At 65.8% G+C, this 18,345-nt stretch carries 15 protein-coding genes; 9 read left to right on the top strand and 6 right to left on the bottom strand.

Features of this window, described 5'->3' with window-relative positions; all coding sequences use genetic code 11:
- Positions 1-32: 32 nt before the first annotated feature.
- Positions 33-1,340, bottom strand: a complete 1,308-nt coding sequence (locus tag VCS63_RS14540; RefSeq protein WP_149064519.1) for an MFS transporter — start codon at positions 1,338-1,340, stop codon at positions 33-35.
- A 104-nt stretch (positions 1,341-1,444) separates the two neighbouring features.
- Between VCS63_RS14540 and VCS63_RS14545 the strand changes: the two genes are divergently transcribed.
- Both VCS63_RS14545 and VCS63_RS14550 read left to right on the top strand, forming a co-directional pair.
- Positions 1,445-2,335: a LysR family transcriptional regulator gene (locus tag VCS63_RS14545; RefSeq protein ID WP_063640585.1), complete on the top strand. Its 891-nt coding sequence runs from the start codon at positions 1,445-1,447 to the stop codon at positions 2,333-2,335.
- Between the two features lie 154 nt (positions 2,336-2,489).
- A complete protein-coding gene (locus tag VCS63_RS14550) occupies positions 2,490-4,145 on the top strand; it encodes a mucoidy inhibitor MuiA family protein (RefSeq protein WP_233461633.1) in 1,656 nt (551 codons plus the stop codon).
- 5 nt (positions 4,146-4,150) lie between these two features.
- Here VCS63_RS14550 and VCS63_RS14555 read toward each other — a convergent pair whose 3' ends face one another.
- Together VCS63_RS14555 and VCS63_RS14560 are read right to left on the bottom strand one after the other, a co-directional pair.
- Positions 4,151-5,461 carry a ferric reductase-like transmembrane domain-containing protein gene (locus tag VCS63_RS14555; RefSeq protein WP_042793626.1) on the bottom strand — a complete coding sequence of 437 codons (1,311 nt, stop codon included), beginning with the start codon at positions 5,459-5,461 and terminating at the stop codon, positions 4,151-4,153.
- 177 nt (positions 5,462-5,638) lie between these two features.
- Entirely contained in the window at positions 5,639-6,865 is a 1,227-nt protein-coding gene (locus VCS63_RS14560) for an EAL domain-containing protein (RefSeq protein WP_042793627.1), read from the bottom strand.
- 241 nt (positions 6,866-7,106) lie between these two features.
- Here VCS63_RS14560 and VCS63_RS14565 point away from each other — a divergent pair, with 241 nt between their 5' ends.
- Positions 7,107-8,240 (top strand): 3-deoxy-7-phosphoheptulonate synthase, encoded by a 1,134-nt coding sequence (locus VCS63_RS14565; protein WP_042793629.1) that lies wholly within the window; start codon positions 7,107-7,109, stop codon positions 8,238-8,240.
- A 34-nt stretch (positions 8,241-8,274) separates the two neighbouring features.
- Here VCS63_RS14565 and VCS63_RS14570 read toward each other — a convergent pair whose 3' ends face one another.
- Positions 8,275-9,507 (bottom strand): NAD(P)/FAD-dependent oxidoreductase, encoded by a 1,233-nt coding sequence (locus VCS63_RS14570; protein WP_278486443.1) that lies wholly within the window; start codon positions 9,505-9,507, stop codon positions 8,275-8,277.
- Positions 9,508-9,615: 108 nt separating this feature from the next.
- Between VCS63_RS14570 and VCS63_RS14575 the strand changes: the two genes are divergently transcribed.
- The 6 genes from VCS63_RS14575 to VCS63_RS14600 all read left to right on the top strand — a co-directional run bounded on the left by VCS63_RS14575 (position 9,616) and on the right by VCS63_RS14600 (position 15,656).
- A complete protein-coding gene (locus VCS63_RS14575) occupies positions 9,616-10,215 on the top strand; it encodes a GNAT family N-acetyltransferase (protein WP_149064515.1) in 600 nt (199 codons plus the stop codon).
- Positions 10,216-10,277: 62 nt separating this feature from the next.
- Complete coding sequence (locus VCS63_RS14580) at positions 10,278-10,766, top strand: hypothetical protein (protein ID WP_063640581.1); 489 nt, start codon at positions 10,278-10,280, stop codon at positions 10,764-10,766.
- Between the two features lie 319 nt (positions 10,767-11,085).
- The gene (locus VCS63_RS14585) at positions 11,086-11,805 is read left to right on the top strand and encodes a response regulator transcription factor (RefSeq protein WP_042797065.1); all 720 of its coding nucleotides are present in this window, start codon (positions 11,086-11,088) and stop codon (positions 11,803-11,805) included.
- A 9-nt stretch (positions 11,806-11,814) separates the two neighbouring features.
- A complete protein-coding gene (locus VCS63_RS14590) occupies positions 11,815-12,684 on the top strand; it encodes an HpcH/HpaI aldolase/citrate lyase family protein (protein ID WP_149064514.1) in 870 nt (289 codons plus the stop codon).
- Between the two features lie 202 nt (positions 12,685-12,886).
- A complete protein-coding gene (locus VCS63_RS14595; protein ID WP_223306477.1) occupies positions 12,887-13,855 on the top strand; it encodes a serine hydrolase in 969 nt (322 codons plus the stop codon).
- A gap of 169 nt (positions 13,856-14,024) precedes the next feature.
- On the top strand, positions 14,025-15,656 hold the full coding sequence (locus tag VCS63_RS14600; protein WP_063640579.1) for an ATP-binding cassette domain-containing protein: 1,632 nt from the start codon (positions 14,025-14,027) through the stop codon (positions 15,654-15,656).
- A gap of 25 nt (positions 15,657-15,681) precedes the next feature.
- On the opposite strand, the gene VCS63_RS14605 is transcribed toward VCS63_RS14600, so the two are convergent.
- The gene (locus VCS63_RS14605) at positions 15,682-17,274 is read right to left on the bottom strand and encodes a sulfatase (RefSeq protein WP_323880176.1); all 1,593 of its coding nucleotides are present in this window, start codon (positions 17,272-17,274) and stop codon (positions 15,682-15,684) included.
- Positions 17,271-18,233 (bottom strand): Bug family tripartite tricarboxylate transporter substrate binding protein, encoded by a 963-nt coding sequence (locus VCS63_RS14610; RefSeq protein WP_149064512.1) that lies wholly within the window; start codon positions 18,231-18,233, stop codon positions 17,271-17,273. Before VCS63_RS14610 ends, VCS63_RS14605 begins: the two co-directional genes overlap by 4 nt.
- Positions 18,234-18,345: the final 112 nt, after the last annotated feature.

Here is an 18,345-nt window from a genome sequence, read left to right on the forward strand (position 1 = left end):
ATAAATGAGAATTAATATCTTTTGACGCGGTATCAGGAAGCGCCTCCGCCTACTGCGGCAGAAGCCGGTGCGCGGCCCGTGCGCCAGTACAGACAGGCGCTTATCGCCAATGCCAAGGCCAGCAGGCCGCCCGCCATGGCGGCCACGCCCGGCCACTGGCCGGTGGTCCAGAAATGTCCGCCCAGCGAGCCGAGCACGCTGGATCCCACGTAATACACCAGCAGGTAGAGCGACGCGGCCAAGGCCTTGTAGCCACGCGCCATCTGTCCGACCCAGCCGCTGGCCACCGCATGAGCCGCGAAGAAGCCGAAGGTGAACACGACGATCCCGGCGATCAGCAGCGGTAACCAGTTGGACAGTGTCAGCAGCAAGCCTGCCAGCGCCAGGCCGGTCGAGGCAGACAGCATTGCGCCGCGCCCGTGGCGATCTGCCAGGCGGCCGAACCAGGTCGAAGCGAAGATGCCGACCAGGTACACCACGAAGATGAAGCCGATGAAGGTCTGACTCAGGGAAAACGGCGGCAGCAACAGGCGAAAACCCACATAGTTGTACACGGTGACGAACGCGCCCATCAGGAGGCCGCCCAGCGCGAACAGCCCGCACAGAGGGCCGTTCTTCAGGTGCGCAACCACGCCGGCGTGCACGTCGCCTCTCACGCCGGCCCAGCCCCTGCCCCGCTGCGGCGCAAAGCGGCGGGATGCGGGCAGCAGCCAGACGAACAGCACTGCTGCCACGATGCCCAGGATGCCCAGCGTGCCCAACGCGGCGCGCCATCCAAAATGATCCGACACCAGGCCGGTGATGACGCGGCCAGATAATCCGCCGAAGGCGCTGCCGCCGATATACAGCCCCATGGCGAAACCCAGGGTGCCCGGCTCGACTTCCTCGGCCAGATAGGCCATCGCAAGCGCGGGCACCCCGCCCATGGCCAGGCCTTGCAGCGCGCGCAGCGCCAACAGGCTGTGCCAGTCAGGCGCCACCGCGGCGATGGTGCCCAGCACGGCGGACGCGAACAGGGACAGCGCCATGGCGCGCTTGCGCGGTACCGTTTGGGAAAACAGGCCGACGAAGAAGATGGCGACCGCCAGAAAGGCGGTGCAAAGAGACAGTACCAGGCTGCTTTGAGCCGGCGACACGCCGAACGCGTGGGTGAACAACGGCATCAGCGGCTGCACGCAGTACAGCAGCGAAAACGTGGAAAAACCAGCAGCAAACAGCGCCCATTGGGCGCGTCGCAATCCCGGGGTGCCGCGGGCAAGATGATCCGTAGGCGTGGAAACAGGCGCCGCCGGGGAGGACGCGGCGGTCGGGGATGAAGAACTGGCGGAAGGGACTGACATCGGGATTCTCGAAAGCAGCGGGCATGCGACCCACGCGATCAAGGTAGACTTTTCCCGCCCATATGTCCAATATATGAAACTCACCCGCACCATATTTAATAACGATGGAACTGCGCCATCTGCGGTACTTCACCGCCGTCGCCGAGGAACTGCACTTCACGCGCGCCGCTGCCCGGCTGGGTATAGGCCAGCCGCCCTTGAGCCAGCAGATCCAGCAGCTGGAGCGCGAAATCGGCACACCGTTGTTCCTGCGCCTGCCGCGGGGCATCGCGCTGACCGAGGCCGGCGCGCAGTTCCTGGAGGACGCGCGCGCCCTGCTCGCCGGCGCCGACCGCGCCATCGACACGGCGCGCCGCCTTGGGCGCGGAGAACGCGGCGCGATTACCGTGGGATTCACGGCGTCGGCCGTATTTCACCCTTACCTGCCACGCGCCATCCGCGCGTACCGGGACCGCTACCCTGATGTGCGCGTGACGCTTACCGAGAGCAACACCGTCACGCTGTTGCGAGGCCTGCGCGCGGGCGAAGTCGACGTGGCGTTCGTGCGCCCGCCGTACGTGCTGGACCCGGAATTCGAATCCGAACGCGTGCTGGATGAGCCCATGCTGGTGGCGCTTCCGCCAGACCACGCCCTCAGCCGCAAGCGCAGCGTGCCCATCGCTGCGCTATCGGATGAGGACTTCGTGCTGTATCCGCGCCCCATAGGCGCCGGCCTGTACGATGCGATCATGTCCGCCTGCCTGCGCGCCGGCTTCGCGCCGCGCGTTATCCAGGAAGCGCCGCAAATGGCCTCCATTGTCAGCCTGGTCGCGGCTGGCGTCGGCATCTCCATCGTGCCTGCCGCCATGCGCCATATGGGTGCGCAAGGCATCGAGTACCGCCCCATCAAGGGCGACGCTCCGCATGCCCTGCTTGACATGGCCTACCGCCGGCACGACCGGTCTACCGCGGCAGGCAATGCCGTGGACATGCTGCGCAAGCTGGCCCACCCTTGAGCCCCCGCGCGCGTGCGACGCGGTATCGCACTGTCGCGTTTGTCATTTTCTGTAAAACCAAGCCCCGACCCGCAATGTAAATTGGCGCGCTCGGCGGTCCGTCCCTCCCGATAGGACGGCGCCGCGCGACCCCAACCTGTATAAAGGTGACATAGTGCGACGTACCCTTCTGGCCTTGGCCATAGCGACGATTCCCGGCCTTGGCGCTGCCGCCGGCCTGGCCTCTTCCATCGGTTCGGTAACCGTCTACCAGGACCGGGCCGTCGTGACGCGCGCGGCCAGTAGCGAACTGGCGGCCGGCGAACACGAATTGGTGCTGGAAAAATTGCCGGCCGGCCTGCAGGAAAATTCGTTGCAGGTATCCGCCAAAAGCACCGGCCAGGCCACACTGCTCGACGTGAAGGTGCGCGACGCCTATCAAGCCGACACCGTCAACGAACGCGTCAAGCAGTTGGAGGATCAGGTACGCAAGCTGCAGGCCCAGCACGCCCTGCTGGACGACGAGGCCGCAGTGCTGGATAACCAACGCGAACTGGTGCTGATGATGCAGCGCGGCGCGACCGAGCCCTCCAAGGAGGGTGCCCGCCTAACGTTGGACGAGCTCAAGGCGATCCAATCCCTGAGCGCGGACTCGTTGGCCAAGGCGCTGGCTGGGCTGCGCCGGGTTGCAGAACAGAAAGAGGCGCTGGAGCGTGAGCTGACCGCACTGCAGAACCAGCTGGATCAATTGCAGAGCTCGCTCAATCGCCGCACCAAGACCGTCACCTTGCGCGTCAACCTGGCGCGCGCGGGCAAGCTGGACCTGAACGTTTCCTACGCCGTGGCCGGCGCCCACTGGACGCCCGCCTACGATGCGCGCCTGCGCCCGGCCGATCGCAGCGTTGATCTGGGCTATTTCGGCGTCATCCGCCAAAACACGGGGGAGGACTGGAACAACGTCAAGCTCACGCTGTCCACCGCGCGGCCCTCGCTGGGCGGCGGCGCGCCCGCGCTGCAGCCTTGGATCGTCGATGTGGCCGCTCCGCCGCCCCCGCCTCGCCCGCGCCCCAGCCCCGCGCCGGTCGCGGCGGCCAGGCAGGAAGCCGAAGCCAAGATGTCGCGCCAGCGCGTCCAGTCCTTCGAGGACGCCGGCGCGCCGGTTGCCGAGATGATGCCGGAACCGCTGGAGCAGGCAACCGCGGAAGTCCAGGCCGAAGCCACCAGCGCCTCGTTCCAGATCAAGAATCCGGCCACGCTGCTGTCCGACAATTCCACGCAACGAGTGGCCATTGCCACGGCCAAGCTGCCCGCCACGCTGCAGTACCAGTCGACGCCGGCGCTGCGCGAAGCCATGTTCCTGACCGCCCACGCCAGCAACAATACGGACTTTCCGTTCCTGGCCGGTTCCCTCAACACCTTCCTGGACGACGCCTTCGTCGCGGCCAGTTCCATGAAGTCCGTGATGCCGGGAGAAAAGCTTGAACTGGCGCTGGGCGCCGATGAAGGCATTTCTATCAAGCGCCAGCTCGTGAACCGCTATACGGAAAGCACCGGCTTTTCCGGCAGCGGCAAGCGCGTGACTTACGAGTACAAGATCACGGTCAAGAACAACAAGGCCACGAAGGAAAAGGTGTCGTTCAAGGACCGCCTACCCATCTCGCGCAACGAGAAAATCGTGGTCAAGCTGCTTTCGCCCGCCGACCGCGACATCAAGCGCGAGGAAGACGGCAAACTCGTCTGGGACTGGGAAATGGAACCCGGCAAGTCGCGCGAGACGGTGTTGAAGTTCTCGGTCGACTATCCGGGCGATATCGAGGTTTCCGGCATCTGATGCCCTCAGCGCATCTGGAACGCCTCCTGGTGGAACAGCTCGCTCACCGGCATGCCGCGCCGGTGCAGCCCATCCTTGAGGGCATCGGCGAATCCCGCCGGACCACAGAACCACACGCTGGGCCATATCTCGCCTGGCTTGTGGTCCGCCGCCAGTTCCGCTGCGGTCAGCGGACGCTGGGTATCGCTGTAGCGCACGTGCAGGGTGACGTTCGGCACGCGCGCGCACAGCGCCTCCAGGTGATCCGCGAACGGCGCGTCGGCGGCGTTGCGGGCGCAGTAGTAAAGCGTCGCGACGGGCGCGCTGTCGGGGTCCGTTTGCAAGAACTCCATCCATGAAATAAAGGGCGTGACGCCTATGCCCGCGGCGACCCAAATTTGCGGGCGCCCGTCGTCGCGCTGGAAGTCGAAACAGCCATACGGGCCTTCGATGGTCACAGCCTGCCCCACCTGCAGGCTGCGCTGCAGACGCCGGGTATAGTCTCCCAGCGCCTTAATGGAAAACTGCACCCGTCCAGTGCCATCGTCCGCACCGGACACGGTGAATGGATGCGCGCCCTCGCGCCGGTCCGCGGTCAGGAACGCGAACTGCCCTGCGCGGTGATGCCAGTCGCCCTCTACCCGGCAAGTCAGCGCCAGGATGTCATCCGAAAGATGGTCGATGGCCAGCACTTGCCCCTTGTAGCGGCGCCCTCGCCCGATCAAGCCGGCCAGCGCCATCACCGCACAGACCGTTCCCACCGCGGTGCACGCGGCGACGAGCCACCCCGCGGGCTGCCACCACCAAGCCGCCGGCGTGAGCACCACGCCGTGGAAGGCCACCACCAGGAAAATCACCGCGGCAATGCGGTGGACCTGGCGCCATATGTGGTACGGAAAGCGCCGCCACAGCGTCAGCAGCACCATCGCGGCCAGGATCCACACGGCCCATTCGCCGATGTCCTTGGCGGAACCGCGGAATACGTCCAGCACGGCCGCCGCCCGCGGCGTCTTGGGTACGGGATCGAACAGCGCCAGGAGTACCGGCTTGCCTAACTTGATCAAGTAGTGCGCCGCCGCCAGCACGGCGGCCAGGATGCCGCTCCATTTATGCAGCCGGTACATCTTGTCCAGCCCGCCCAGCCGTGTTTCCAGCCACATCGGGCGCACCGCCAGCAGCATGATCAGCGTCATGACCGCGTAGGCCCCCAGGCCGGTCAGCAGGATGAGCTGATCGCGCGCCGTCCAGACGTTGAGTTCGGCCGGAGGTTGCACCCAGTAGGCCCCGGCCCAGGCCAGCAGGGAAATCAGTAGGACACCGGCCAGAATGCGTCGCATTGGTTCATCGCTCCATCTTGTGGCCGCGCCATCGCGCGCGGTCCGCGTGGAGCAATGGTAAATCCTACGCCGACGGCGTTTCCCGATGCGCGGCTGCTGTCTTGATCCGGGTCAAGCCGGCCGGAAATCGGAATGGTCCGGCCAGCGCCAGAATACTCCATGCGCCCGAAGCTCGGATCAGTGCGTGCGGCAGAATTCGATGAAGGCGTCGGGCTCCAACGGCACGGATATGCCATAGCCTTGCGCGACGTCGCAGCCCAGCTCACGCAGCAGTTCGATGTCGCGTTCATGTTCCACGCCTTCCGCGACCACTCGCCGTCCCAGTACCCGGCCCATTTCAATGGCGGCTGCCACCACCGCGCGCGACGCTGGCTCGCGATGCATGTGCACGATGAAGTCACGGTCTATTTTCAGCTCCGTGAATGGCATGGCCGAAAACAGGCGCATCGAGGCAATCCCGGCGCCAAAGTCGTCCATCGCCAGTTCAAAACCGCGCACCCGCAGCAGGTTCAACGCCGAGGACAGGGCCAGCCAATCGGTCACGGGCTCGTCTTCGGTCAGTTCGACCTTGACCAACCGGGCCGGCAGGCCGGCCTGCCCCACGCGCTGCTCCAGCAAGCCCGGCAGATCCCTTGAACACAGCGTTGACGCCGATGCGTTGATCGCGACAGGGACAGCGATATCCTCGGCGTGCATGCGCTGCAGGACCTCCAGCACCCGGTCGGTCACTCGGCAGAACAACGTGCGGTCCAGCCCGAGCCGGTGCGCGGCGGGCACGAAATCCGCCGCCGGGATGGCGCCCAGTTCGGGGTGGTCCCAGCGCGACAGCGCTTCGGCGGCCAGCACACGTCCCGTGGACAGGCTCATCTGAGGCTGCAGCACCACGCTCATCCCCTGGCCGGTGATCAGCGCATGTCCCAGCGCCGCTTCGATGACATCGCGGCGCAGCGAGCGCTGCCGGGGCGACGCCGTATCGTCTTCGTCGACGCTGCGCAGCGCCGTCTTGATCGCCTGCTGCAGACCCGTGCGGGATACTGGCTTGGACAGCGCCTGCGCCGAGGGGCAGCCGGCCTGCAAGGCCAGCCGTACGTGAGATTGCAGCAGTTCATCGCTGAGACTGCTGATCCATATAATCGGCGGCATGCTTTTCAAGCGCCCGGCATCCACCAGGCGCCGAAGTTCGTTGGGCAGGCGCGTGCCGTCGCCCTCGCCCGTGACGATATCGCTGATGACCACGTCATAGAACTGGCGCGCCAGCGCGCTGACGGCTTCGATGCTGCTGCCCAGTCCTGCCACCCGACGGAATCCCAGCGCCAACAGTACGTTCTGCAGATAGGCGCGTTCAACCGGATGGTCTTCAACGAGGAGTATCCGCCGAGTCCCGCCGGGTTCCGTTTTAGGCATGGTGTACCGTCCTACTCAAATATAGGGCGGGCCCCCGCAGGCGGCCGCTGGAAAACTGTGTACACCATGCTAAGGCAAACGCGCCCGGCCTGTCGTTATCGCTAACGGGTTAATGCAGGCCCATCGCCGATAGTCGTAGGATCTGGAACATCAGCCAGACGGAGGCAGCCTTCCGTCGCCCCGCGGCACGGCCGGTGCCATAATAGATGTCTTTCCCCGCATCTACGGCACGGAGCTACCCTTGACCCGCATTGACGACCCCCTGCACGACCGCGAGGTCGGCGCGGCCGACTCCACCCAGGACAATACGCGCACGGACGACACCCGCATCAGCGCGGTTCGCCCCTTGATTTCGCCAGCGCTGCTGCAGGACGAACTGCCTGTCTCGCCCGACATCCAGACGCTGGTCGAGCAAAGCCGCGCCCAGATCGCCGACGTGCTGCACGGCCGCGATGACCGCCTGGTGCTGGTGGTTGGACCCTGTTCCATCCATGACCATGGCCAGGCCATGGAATACGCCCGCTTGCTGCGCGCCGCCGCCGAGCAGCACCAGAAGGACCTGCTGATCGTCATGCGCGTGTACTTCGAGAAGCCGCGCACGACCGTGGGCTGGAAGGGTTATATCAACGACCCGCGGCTGGACGGCAGCTTCCGCATCAACGAAGGCCTGCGCCGCGCGCGCGAGCTGCTCCTGGACATCAGCGGCCTGGGCCTGCCGATCGCGACCGAATTCCTGGACCTGCTCAGCCCGCAGTACATTGCGGACCTGATCGCCTGGGGCGCCATCGGCGCCCGCACCACCGAAAGCCCCAGCCATCGCCAACTGAGCTCGGGCCTGAGCTGCCCGCTGGGCTTCAAGAACGGCACCGACGGCGGCGTGCAGATCGCTGCCGACGCCATGGTCGCCGCCAGCGCCAAGCATGCCTTCATGGGCATGACCAAGATGGGCATGGCCGCCATCTTCGAAACCCGCGGCAACCAGGACACCCACGTCATCCTGCGTGGCGGCAAGCAGGGCCCGAACTACGACGCGGCCAGCGTCGACGCCTGCTGCGCCGCCCTGCGCGCCGCCGGCCAGCGCGAACAGGTCATGATCGACTGCTCGCACGCCAACTCCAATAAGTCGCACCTGCGCCAGGTCGACGTGGCCAACGACATTGCCGCCCAGATCGCGCAAGGCGACGCCCGCATCACCGGCGTCATGATCGAAAGCCATCTCGAAGAAGGCCGTCAGGACCTCAAGCCCGGCCAGCCGCTGCGCCGCGGCGTGTCCATTACGGACGCCTGCCTGGGGTGGTCGCAGACCGCGCCCGTACTGGAAGCCCTGGCCCTGGCCGTGCGCCAGCGCCGCGAAAAGGCCGCGAAACAGGGCTGAGTCCGAGCCTGACGACGCCTGCCGCGTCAGGTCCTCAGCGGCCGACGCGGTAAGGCGCGGGGTCGATGTCCGGCGCCTGGCCCGTGATCATGCTTGCCAGCAGCTTGCCGGTCACGGGTCCCAACGTAAATCCATGGTGGGCGTGGCCGAACGCCAGCCACAGGCCGTGATGACGCGGTGCAGGTCCGATGACCGGCCGCATATCCGGCATGCAAGGCCGGCACCCCATCCACGGTTCCGATTCCACCGCCGCGCCCAAAGGCAGCAGCTGGCCCGCCAAGGCGCGCGCGCGCTGGATCTGGACTGGCGAAGGCGGCGCGTCACGCGCCGCGAACTCCGCCCCAGTCGTCAGCCTTACGCCCAGGGTCATCGGCGTCACCACGAAGCCGCTTTCGATGTCGGCCACCGGATGCGACAAGGCCGCGCCCTCTTCCAGCGCATAGTGCTGGTGATAGCCGCGTTTGACCGCCATCGGGATGCGATAGCCCAGCGGCCGCAGGACGTCGGGCGTCCAGGGCCCCAGTGCCACCACCACGTCCCGGGCCTCGATCATGCCTTCCTCGCCCTGCACCTGCCATGCCTTGCCCGATGGTTTGAGACTGCGCGCGTCGCCGCGCGCCAGCACGCCGGCACGCCGCTGGAACAAGGCCGCGTACCCTCGCGTTACCGCGCCCGGATCGGACACGTTGATGGGATCCAGCCAATGTATCGCGCCCGCCATGCGCGATAGCGAAGGCTCCACCGCCGTCAGCGCTTCGCGATCCAGCACACGGTAGTTCAGCCCGTAGGGCGCGAGCGCCTGGGCTTCGGCGATGGCCCGGGCCAGGCCGGCCTCGCTGCGCACGCCGTCGAGCCAGCCGTTGCGACGGAACAGATGGGCGATGCCCGCTTCGTCCTTCAGTGCATCATGCTCGGCTACGCTGCGCTCGATCAGCGGCAGCATGGCTTCGGCCGCGCGTGCCAGGCGCCGCGGCGCCGAATGCCACCAGTAGCGCAGCAGCCATGGCGCGATGCGAGGCAGATAGCGCGGGTGGTAGCTCACATCCGGGGTATTGTTCCGCGCGTAGCGCCACAGGCTGCGCCAGTCCCGCGGAAAAGCGTAGGGAATCACGCTGGCGCGCTCGATGAGGCCCGCGTTGCCATAGCTGGTTTCCTCGCCGGGGCCGCGCCGGTCCAGCAGCACGACCGAACGGCCGCGGGCAACCAGATGCAAGGCTGTGCTGACCCCGACGATACCCGCGCCCAATACCACGACGTCTGTTTTCATGCGGCGCATTCTGCGCTCGCGGGCGGTGTTCGGCAAGCGAGCGCGCGCGTAGAATCCCTCCCTGCCCGGCACGCGTCCACCGCCCTGGTTGCCTTCAAGGAATACGCCATGACAGTCCCCCGCCTGCAACCCGTCACACTGGAGGGCGAGGTCGTGCGCCTTGAGCCCCTGGCGGCCGGCCATGCGGCCCCGCTTGCGCAAGTAGGCCTGCATCCCGAGCTATGGAAGCTGCAGCCCGAACCCGTGCAGACGCTGGATGACATGCAGCGCTATGTCGACCGCGCGCTGGCTGCCCAACGCGAAGGCCATTGCCTGCCGTTTGTCATCGTGCGCCAGGAGGATGACCAGATCATCGGCGCAACACGCTACATGGATGTCGCATTGGCTCACAAGCGCCTGGAAATCGGCGGTACCTGGCTCACGCCTTCAAGCCAGCGGTCGGGCGCCAACACCGAAGCCAAATTCCTGTTGTTGCAGCATGCTTTTGAAACAATTGGTATCATACGCGTCGTATTCAAGACCGAACTGAGCAATATGCAATCGCGCCAGGCCATACTCCGCATCGGCGGCGTCGAGGAAGGCGTGTTCCGCAAGCACCTGATCGCGCAGTCAGGACGCGCGCGCGACATGATCTATTTCGCGATCCTCGATGAAGATTGGCCGACGGTCAAAGCGCGCCTGCTGACACGCCTGCGCCGTGTCGCCTGAATCGCCCTGCTCTTTTCCGCTTGTCCGGGTCTCATGGCCCACCCGCACTTCTCACGCCAGGTATGCAACACACTAACGCCGCCCCGGCCGCCCCGGCCGCCCATACGCGCCACACGATTTTCCTCTACACCGAAGAACAGCGGGGCAACCAACTGGTCGAATCGCCGGTGATCGGCATGCTCTCGGACGTCTCCGGATCGGACAAGTTCGTCGTGGTGCAGGATCCGCACAGCGGTCTGAAGTTCATCTACCGCATCGACCACGACAGCAGCAACCTCGATGCCGCGGCGATCACCGAACAGGATGTGTCCTTGTTCAATGGCAAGACCTCGGTCCAGATCAACGCCATGTCGTACCGCCTGGGCACGGCCGAGAACGCCATGAAATTGCTGCGGGGCAAAAGCCAGTGGATACAGGACAAAGGCGCCGTACTGTCCGTGCTGCTGCAGAATGCGGCCGCGCGCAAGACGCGTTTTGCGGCGCCGCGCATCGAACGCGACCGCATGCGCAAGGTACCGCCGGGCGTTCCGGTCGAGCACCTGCCTACATAAAAAGAACAGTATCCACAGGGGCGGCCTTATCCACAATTTCTGTGGATAAAAAAGGTTCGAACCCATGGCTGATGGCCGTTCGGCGGATACGCGACGGGCTGCTCATTTTTTGACCACTCGCGGCCCCCCCAGCACCCGGTCGCCATCCGCGATTCTTGACGCGGCGCCGCAGTGGCGATGATGATATTCTCCGCAAGCGCGCCATACGAAAAATATCGCGCAAGCGAATTCCCCCCTACAAGAAGACCCAGATACAAGGAGCGGATAGCGTGTTTGCACTCGAAGCTCCTTGCGCGCAACCGTTGACGCCGGACTCGCCGTGACCATCATCATCGTCGACGACCACGGAGACTGGCGCGACACTATCGCCGAATACATACAGGACCTCGGCCTGGACCGCAGGATCCTCACTGCCGGCTCCCTGGCGGAGCTGGACCAGCTGCTACTGACCGTCACGCCAGGCATCCTCGTGCTGGACGCCATGCTGCCCGACGGCGACGCGCTGACTCGCGTCTCGCACCTGCGAACCTCGTTTCCTTCAATGGGCATCATCATGCTGACCGGACGCCTGTTGAGCGAGGACAAGGTCTCGGGCCTGAGCCTGGGCGCGGACCATTACCTGACCAAGCCCGTCAATCTGGCCGAGCTGGGCGCCACGCTGGTGTCGTTGTCGCGCCGCCTGCGGGTGGTGCCAGCCGGAAACGCCGAGGCGTCCGAATCCGGTTCCTGGCGTTTCGATCCAGCCCGCCGGGTGCTGGTGTCGCCCCAACAGGTCAGCGTGGACATCACCGACACCGAGAGCAGGCTGATCGGCGCACTGATCCAGGCTGCTCCACTACCGTTGTCTCGCGCCCGGCTGATCGAGGCGCTGGGCGCCAGCGTCCAGGCCTATGACACGCACCGGCTGGACGCCCACATGCATCGCTTGCGCCGCAAACTGCGCGCGCTGGCCGGCGGCGACATGGGCATACGCACGGTATACGGCGTGGGCTATGTCTGCACCACGCCTGTGCAGATCGTCGGCAACACCAAGAACTGAAACCACGCCATGACTATTCCGATACGCCCTCGCCGCTCCGTGCTTTATATGCCTGGCGCCAATGCCCGCGCGCTGGACAAGGCGCGCAGCCTGGACGCCGACGCTTTGATTCTGGACCTGGAAGACGCGGTCGCGCCCGACGCCAAGGCCCAGGCGCGCGAGCAGGTCGCGGATGCCCTGCGCACCGGCGGCTACGGACGCCGGGAATGCATCGTGCGTATCAATGCGCTGGACACGCCCTGGGGGCTGCAAGATGTCCAGGCCATCGCCCGATGCGGCGCCGATGCCGTGCTTCTACCCAAAGTGCAATCGGCCGAACAGCTCGCCGCGCTGGCCCAGGCGCTGGACGCCGCGGGCGCGCCGGCCGACCTGCCCCTTTGGGCCATGGCGGAAACGCCGCTGGGTTTCCTGCGCCTGGACGTGATCGCTGGCGGCCACCCCAGGCTGGCCGCGATCGTCGTCGGCACCTCGGACCTGGTAAAGGATCTGCATGCACGCCACACACCGTCACGCGAAGAAACCCTGTTGGCGCGCTCGATGGCGGTAATGGCGGCGAGAGCCCACGGCCTCGCGGTACTGGACGGCGTGCACCTGGACCTGCACGACGACGCAGGCCTGGAGGCAGCGTGCAAGCAGGGACGCGACCAGGGCTTCGATGGCAAGACGCTCATCCATCCAAAACAGATCGCCGCGGCCAATGCCGCCTTCGCGCCCACCAAAGAAGAACTTGCCACGGCGCGCAAACGCCTGGATGCCTGGCGGGCGGCGCAGGCTGCCGGCCAGGGCGTGGCCGTGGTGGATGGGGCGCTGGTCGAAAACCTGCACGCCCTCGACGCGGAACGCCAGCTGGCACTGGCCGCGGCCATCTCACGCGCTTAGCGCTGTCGAAGGCAAGCTCCTCCCCCTGCGTGGCCCCACCCGGGGCACGGATACATATGGCAGCAGTAACAAACACGGGAGCAACAATCGCCCCATCAGCAGTAATATCGGCTTTCAAATGCATATTGCCAGTAACGCGCTACCATGGGCGCTGCCGGCATATCGGGGAGCCGTCGTGGCGCTGATCGTGCGACAAATATCGATGTCATTCTTACTGGCGGCGCTCTGGGCCGCCAGCGCGGCGAGCCTGCCGGTGCCGGCGCGTGCACAGGTTGCCAATTTCCACCCCTGCAATTCCCAACCCTCCCTGCCGATGTGCCTGCATGGTTACGGCAAGCGCATCGCTGTCCAGCGCTGGGGCGCGCAACCCGAACCCTTGGACCCCGACGCGGCGCTCAACGCTCCGCTGGTCACGCGCGATCCGGCCAAGGAAATCGGCAAGCTCAAGTCCACTACGATCCTGGTCCAGGACATGGACACCTCGGAAGTGCTGTTCGCGCGCAATGAGGGCGCCGTGCGGCCCATCGCCTCTATCACCAAGCTCATGGCGGCGCTGACGCTGGTCAAGGCTGGCCTGCCCATGGACGAGATCATCACGATCGACGCCAGCGACACCAGATCCTCGAGCGAACTGCCCTCGCGCTTGACTGCCGGCACCAAACTGAGCCGCGCCGATTTGCTGCGGCTGGCGCTCGTACCTTCGGAAAACAGCGCCGCGCAAGCGCTGGGGCGTACCTATACCGGCGGCACGGCGGCCTTCGTCGCGGCGATGAACGCCGAAGCCCGCGCGCTGGGCATGACTGACTCCAGCTTCGCCGAACCTAGCGGCCTGTCGAACGAAAACCAGTCTTCGGCCAGGGATCTCGTCAAGTTGCTCGAGGCGATATCCACGCAGCCGCTGATCCGGCAATACACCGGCGAGACAAGCTACCAGGCCGCGGGCCAGACCTTCCGCAACACCAACATCCTGGTGGGCCGTCCGCAGTGGGACATCCTGGTGTCCAAGACCGGGACCACCCGTGAAGCCGGCGACTGCCTGGTCATGGCGGTCAAGGTCGGCCAGCGCAACCTGGCCATGGTGTTGCTCAACGCACAAGGCACCAACGGCTCGCGCTTCGGGGATGCGGTGCGTCTGCGCCGCGTGCTGGACAGCCGGTTCGCCTCGCGGTAAAGGACGCTGTTGCGCGGCGGGCGCGGCAAGGCCGGTACAATACCGGCCTTGCCGTGGAGCGAACACCCGTTCCGTCCGCCTGTCGCGCCGCCTGTGCGCTTCCCTTCCCCAATTATTTACACCGCGCCTGGCCGGCGGGAATCCCGCCGCGTTCCCTGTTGCACCACCCATGATCCGCTTCCAACAAGTTTCACTCATGCGCGGCGTCAAGCCCTTGCTCGACAAGGTCGACCTGCTGCTCAACCCCGGCGACAAGATCGGCCTCATCGGCGCCAATGGCGCGGGCAAGTCCAGCCTGTTCGGCTTGCTGCGCGGCACGCTGCACGCCGACCAGGGCGACCTGGACTATCCGGCCAGTTGGCGCATGGCCTACGTGGCGCAGGAAACGCCCGCGCTGGACCGCCCTGCCATCGAATACGCCATCGATGGCGACGTCACGCTGCGCAAACTCGAGGCGGAGCTGGCCCTGCTGGAAGCCGAACCCGAAAGCGTCGAGAACGGCCTGCGCATGGCCGAGATCTACGCAGCGCTTGCCGATGCGGATGCCTACACCGTGCATTCGCGCGCCGAACAGCTGCTGACCGGCCTGGGCTTCACGCAGGCGCAGATGCATTTGCCGCTGACGAGCTTTTCCGGCGGCTGGCGCATGCGCTTGAATCTGGCGCAGGCGCTGATGTGCCCGTCGGACCTGCTGCTGCTGGACGAACCCACCAACCACTTGGATCTGGACGCCATCATCTGGCTGGAAGACTGGCTCAAGCGATATCCCGGCACCCTCATCGTCATTTCGCATGACCGGGACTTCCTGGACGGGGTGGTCAATGTCATCGTCCACATCGATGAACGCAAGCTCAAGCGCTACTCCGGCCATTACTCATCCTTTGAACGCCAGCGCGCCGCGCAGCTGGAACTGGCCCAAGGCATGCAGGAAAAGCAGATGCGCCAGCGCGCGCACCTGCAATCCTTCATTGACCGCTTCAAGGCCCAGGCCAGCAAGGCGCGCCAAGCCCAAAGCCGTATCAAGGCGCTGGCCCGCATGGAGGAAGTCGCCCCGCTGCGCGCGGCCGCCGAGTTCTCCTTTGAATTCCGCGAACCCTTGCGCGCGCCCAACCCGCTGTTGACCATGGACGCGGTCAGCGCCGGCTACCGCGTGACCGATGAGGACACGCAAGCCGTATCCGACAAGATCATCGTCTCGGGCGTCAATTTCTCGCTGCAGGCCGGCCAACGCATCGGCTTGCTCGGCATCAACGGCGCGGGCAAATCCACCTTCATCAAGACCATCGCTGGCGAACTGCAGACGCTGGCCGGCGAAGCGCAGTTCAACAAAGGGCTGTCGATCGGCTATTTCGCCCAGCATCAGGTGGAAATGCTGCGCCATGACGAATCGCCGCTATGGCACATGACGAAGATCGCGCCCACAGTGCGCGAGCAGGAATTGCGCAACTTCCTGGGCAGCTTCAACTTCAACGGCAACATGGCGACCAGTTCCATCGCGCCCTTCTCCGGCGGGGAGAAGGCGCGGCTGGCGCTGGCCCTGATCGTATGGCAGCGCCCCAACCTGCTGCTGCTCGACGAGCCCACCAACCATCTGGACCTGGAAACCCGGGAAGCCCTGACGAGTGCGCTGGCCCAGTTCGAAGGCACGCTGATGCTGGTATCTCACGACCGGCACTTGCTGCGCGCCACCACCGATGAATTCATCATCGTGGCCGACGGCGAAGTCAGCCCCTTCGACGGCGACCTGGACGACTACAAGGACTGGCTCTACAAGACCAAGCTTGCCGCCAAGGCCGCCTGAGGCAGAGCGGGCCGGCCGCCGCACATCACGCCAACGCGCTGGGATACGGACTGGTGTCGATATGCTCCAGCATGCCGTAGGCCAGCCGCTCCAGCAGCCGCGCCCGATCGTCCGCGCGCGCAGGGTCGTCCCACAGGTTGCGCAGTTCGTGCGGATCCTGCTTCAGGTCATAGAGTTCGCCCCACCGCGCGCCGTCATAGACCGTGACCCGGAACCCATCGGCCAGCAACGTGCGGCAGCGGATGCGGCTGTCAAAGCCGAGGATCACGCGCTGCCCTTCTTCTTCGATCATCAGCGCGTCGCGCACGGCCGGTTCACGTCCGGCGATAAGGCCCGCCATATCGCGCCCCTGGATTCCGTTGTAGGGCCGCACGCCTGCGCGCGCCAGCACGGTAGGCGCAACGTCGATGGTGCTGAGCAAGGCATCGCTGGCGGCTCCCGCCACCCGTGCCGCGGCGGGATCGCGCCAGATGAACGGCACCCGCGTCAAGCCACGGTAATGGATGGGCCCCTTCAGCATCAATTGATGATCGCCCAGGTAATCGCCGTGGTCGCTGGTGAAGATCACCACCGTGTTGTCGGTCAGCCCCAGCGTGTCGAGTTCGGCCAATACCCGGCCGATCTGGTTGTCGATGTTGGCGATCGAACCGTAGTTCAGGGCCAGCGCTTCCCGCGCTTCGCGCTCGTTGCAGGAAAAGATCGCGGGTGTGTGTTTTATCGCCGTGCCGGCATCGCGTTGGGCGCGCAGCCAGGCGACGTGTGGCGGCGGCGTCCCGGCGCCGTAAAAAGACTCCGGCAACTCCATGTCCTCGGGCCGGTGCAGATCCCAGAATCGCCCAGGCGGCGTGAAAGGATGGTGCGGGTCGGGGAAGGAACACTGCAGGAAGAACGGTTGGCCGGATGCCGCATAGCCACGCAGCGCATCGATGCTGCGGTCGGCAATGTAGGCCGTGGGATACAGCTCTTCAGGCACCCGCGTGCGCCATGCCTGGCGGATGCGCGTCAGCTCATACTCCGGCGCGGGAATGGCATGCGTCGGGCCTATCAGGGCTTCGACTTCCGGATGCGTCCGCCGCAGCCAGCGGCGGTAGTGGCCATGCACGTCGTCGCTATGGTCATCGACCAGATCCACCTGCTCAAAGCCATAGTACGGATAGCTCAGCTCATGGTCCGGACATTCAAGCCACAGCTTGCGCTGTTCCTGGTCGTAGCGGCCGGCGTCGGGCTCGACCGCCTCCCGCGGCAGCCTGTCCTCGGCACGTACCGGCCAGGAGGGCGGGATGTCCGTCATGTTCTGCAGGTGCACCTTGCCCACCAGGGCAGTACCGTAGCCTGCCTCGCGCATGGCCTCGACAAATGTGCGGCTGCGCAGCGAGAGCGCAATACCGTTGTGGCGCGCGCCGTGAGCGGAGGGGTAGCGTCCGGTCATCAAGCTGGCGCGGTTCGGCATGCAGATGGGCGTGGCCACGTGCATGTTGTCGGCGCGCCAGCCCGAGGCCGCCAGCCGGTCCAGGTTGGGCGTGCGCACTACCCGGTTGCCATAGGCTCCCAGATGGTCGGCGCGATGCTGGTCGGTGATGAACAGCAGGAAGTTGACGGGTTTGGCGGAATGGGTCATTGCTTCGCCCCGGACATCTCCACGGCGGAACGCCAGGCCGGCATGTCGCGCTTGACCATGTCGCCGAAGGACTCGGGCGTCATATAGATCGGCACCATGCCCAGCGGCTGCAATGCCTGCTCGAATGCGCGGTCCGTAAGCACCGCCTGCAGATCCGCGCTCAGTTTCTTCACGACCGCGGGCGGCGTGCCGGCGGGCGCGAAGAGCCCGATCCACGACCGCACCGCGACCCCGGCGGCCACGTCCGAGAACAAGGGCACGTCGGGCAGCGCGGCATACTTTTCGGTATTGGCCACGCCCAGCACCTTGACCTTGCCGGACGCGAGGAACGGAATGGCCGGCGCAATGCCGCCGATCATCAGCGGAACGTGCCCAGCGACCAGATCGGCCATCGCGGGGGCCGCGCCCTTGTAGGGCGCGTGGACTACGTCCAGGCCGGCGGCATGCTTCAACTGCTCCATTGCCAATTGATGCACCGTGCCCAGACCCGGTGAGCCATAGGTGTATTTGCCCGGATTGGCCTTGATCAAGCTGACCGCTTCGGCGAGCGTTTTAGCAGGAAAATCGGCGTTGGCCAGCAACACGACGACATTGTCGGCCACCAGGCCTACCGGGCTGAAATCGCGCACCGGGTCGTAAGGCAGGCTGGCATACAGCGCGCTGTTGATGCCATGCGTATTGGTGGTGCCCATCAATAACGTGTAGCCATCGGGTGCGGCGCGCGCGACCATGGACGCGGCGATGTTGCCGCCCGCGCCCGGCTTGTTTTCCACCACCAGGGTGTAGCCGCGCGGCTCCAACCGTTGTGCCAGTTGGCGGGCCAGCACATCCACCGCGCCGCCCGGCGAGAACGGCACCACGATCTGCACCGGCCGCGCCGGATATGCGTCCGCCGCCGCCGCGGCGCCCACCATGCCACAGGCCCAGCTCGCGGCCAGGGCCATCCAGAACTTCTTCATGACTCGTCTCCATCCCGGCGTTGCTGCCCGGCCGTGCCCGGCGAACGCCTGTATCTCGTTGAGCGGGAAGTATGCCGATCGCCCGGCCCCCGCGTGAAATGAAATAAACTGA

The organism is Achromobacter sp. D10, assembly GCF_035282245.1.
GTDB classification, from domain to species: Bacteria; Pseudomonadota; Gammaproteobacteria; order Burkholderiales; family Burkholderiaceae_B; genus Achromobacter; species Achromobacter insolitus.

What these genes read in the sequence shown, in the direction of transcription:
- VCS63_RS14570 (WP_278486443.1), bottom strand. Translation starts at nt 9,507, where the DNA reads ATGAAAACAGACGTCGTGGTATTGGGCGCGGGTATCGTCGGGGTCAGC.
- VCS63_RS14575 (WP_149064515.1), top strand. Translation starts at nt 9,616, where the DNA reads ATGACAGTCCCCCGCCTGCAACCCGTCACACTGGAGGGCGAGGTCGTG.
- VCS63_RS14610 (WP_149064512.1), bottom strand. Translation starts at nt 18,233, where the DNA reads ATGAAGAAGTTCTGGATGGCCCTGGCCGCGAGCTGGGCCTGTGGCATG.
- VCS63_RS14600 (WP_063640579.1), top strand. Translation starts at nt 14,025, where the DNA reads ATGATCCGCTTCCAACAAGTTTCACTCATGCGCGGCGTCAAGCCCTTG.
- VCS63_RS14560 (WP_042793627.1), bottom strand. Translation starts at nt 6,865, where the DNA reads ATGCCTAAAACGGAACCCGGCGGGACTCGGCGGATACTCCTCGTTGAA.
- VCS63_RS14555 (WP_042793626.1), bottom strand. Translation starts at nt 5,461, where the DNA reads ATGCGACGCATTCTGGCCGGTGTCCTACTGATTTCCCTGCTGGCCTGG.
- VCS63_RS14540 (WP_149064519.1), bottom strand. Translation starts at nt 1,340, where the DNA reads ATGTCAGTCCCTTCCGCCAGTTCTTCATCCCCGACCGCCGCGTCCTCC.
- VCS63_RS14590 (WP_149064514.1), top strand. Translation starts at nt 11,815, where the DNA reads ATGACTATTCCGATACGCCCTCGCCGCTCCGTGCTTTATATGCCTGGC.
- VCS63_RS14580 (WP_063640581.1), top strand. Translation starts at nt 10,278, where the DNA reads ATGCAACACACTAACGCCGCCCCGGCCGCCCCGGCCGCCCATACGCGC.
- VCS63_RS14595 (WP_223306477.1), top strand. Translation starts at nt 12,887, where the DNA reads ATGTCATTCTTACTGGCGGCGCTCTGGGCCGCCAGCGCGGCGAGCCTG.
- VCS63_RS14545 (WP_063640585.1), top strand. Translation starts at nt 1,445, where the DNA reads ATGGAACTGCGCCATCTGCGGTACTTCACCGCCGTCGCCGAGGAACTG.
- VCS63_RS14605 (WP_323880176.1), bottom strand. Translation starts at nt 17,274, where the DNA reads ATGACCCATTCCGCCAAACCCGTCAACTTCCTGCTGTTCATCACCGAC.